Below are 1,352 nucleotides of genomic sequence, written 5' to 3' on the forward strand. Positions count from 1 at the left end.
ATAAAATACCGCTAAAAATATAATAAATACCGTAAATTATCTTGTTTTAAAAATTTAACAATTAGTTTGCGTCTTAAATTAGCACCATAATCAAAAACTAACACAACATGAGAAAAGTCCTATCACTACTGGTGATCGGGTCGCTGTGCTGTTCCTTAGCATTCGGCCAGACCCGTCCGGTAACAGGTAAGATTGTTGACGACAAGGGGAATCCGATACCCTTCGCAACGATTAAGATTAAAGGAAGCACAACAGGTGTTTCGGCGGATGTTAACGGCGTTTTTACCATTAAAGCAAAAACAGGCGATGTATTGGAAGTTTCTGCAGTAGGGCAGAAAACAAATTCCATAACACTGGGTGATCAGAACCTGGTAACGGTTGCGCTTGATAATGCCGGTGAAGCTGGTTTACAGGAAGTGGTGGTAACCGGTGCGTACAATATTAAACGTACCCAACGTAGTTCCAGTTCAGCCGTTCAAAGCATCGGAGATGAAAAACTGAATACCATCCGGCAGGCGGATGTAAACAATGCACTGGCTGGTAAAGTGGCAGGTGTACAGGTTAGAAGTCAATCGGCGGCTAAACTGGGGTCCAACGGATATGCCAGCATTCGTCTGAGAGGGGAATCCGGACTGGTAGGCTCTTCCAACGTATTGTATGTAGTAGATGGAACGGTTATGCCATCTAATGCAGCAGGTGATATCAACCCGGATGATATCGAAGATTTATCGGTTTTACAAGGGCCTGGCGCCTCGGCCATCTTTGGCGCTCAGGGTGCAAACGGTGCCATCGTAATAACTACCAAAAGGGCTAAGAAAAATGCAAAAGGCCTCGGTTTGGAGATAAATTCAGGCATTACATTTGACAGGGTGTATATCCTTCCTAATTACCAGAACTCGTACGCAGGTGGTGGCAGAGGTGATCTTACAAAGTTTAACTGGGTGACAGGTATGCCGGAAGAATGGAAGGCACTGGATGGAAAATATTTCCATGATTATGTTGACGATGCAAGTTGGGGGCCAAGAATGGTGGGACAGGAATATATTCCCTATTATGCATGGTTTCCTGGCCATGAGCGTTCTTTTCAGACGGCCAAACTTGTTCCGCAAAAGACAAACTCAAGAGATTTTTACAACACCGGTGTAACGTTAAACAATAACTTGAATTTCTCTAAAGCAGGAGATAACTATTCCATCCGGGTTTCATACACAAACCTTGATGTAAAAGGTCTCATACCAACATCTAGGATGCAACGTAATAACCTGGGAGTATACACGACTATTGATGTTACCAGTCGTCTTAGTATGGCTGCCAACGTTACTTATCTTAATCAGGTGACGGAAGGGCAATTT

General features: G+C 43.7%; 1 protein-coding gene. It reads left to right on the forward strand.

Annotated elements, in window-relative coordinates; all coding sequences use genetic code 11:
• Positions 1-107 precede the first annotated feature (107 nt).
• Positions 108-1,352, forward strand: a 1,245-nt coding sequence (locus A1D16_RS19965; RefSeq protein WP_290712832.1) for a TonB-dependent receptor plug domain-containing protein, incomplete at its 3' end; no start/stop codon positions are given.

Source organism: Flavihumibacter sp. CACIAM 22H1 (genome assembly GCF_001601815.1).
In the GTDB taxonomy this organism is placed as follows: Bacteria; Bacteroidota; Bacteroidia; order Chitinophagales; family Chitinophagaceae; genus Flavihumibacter.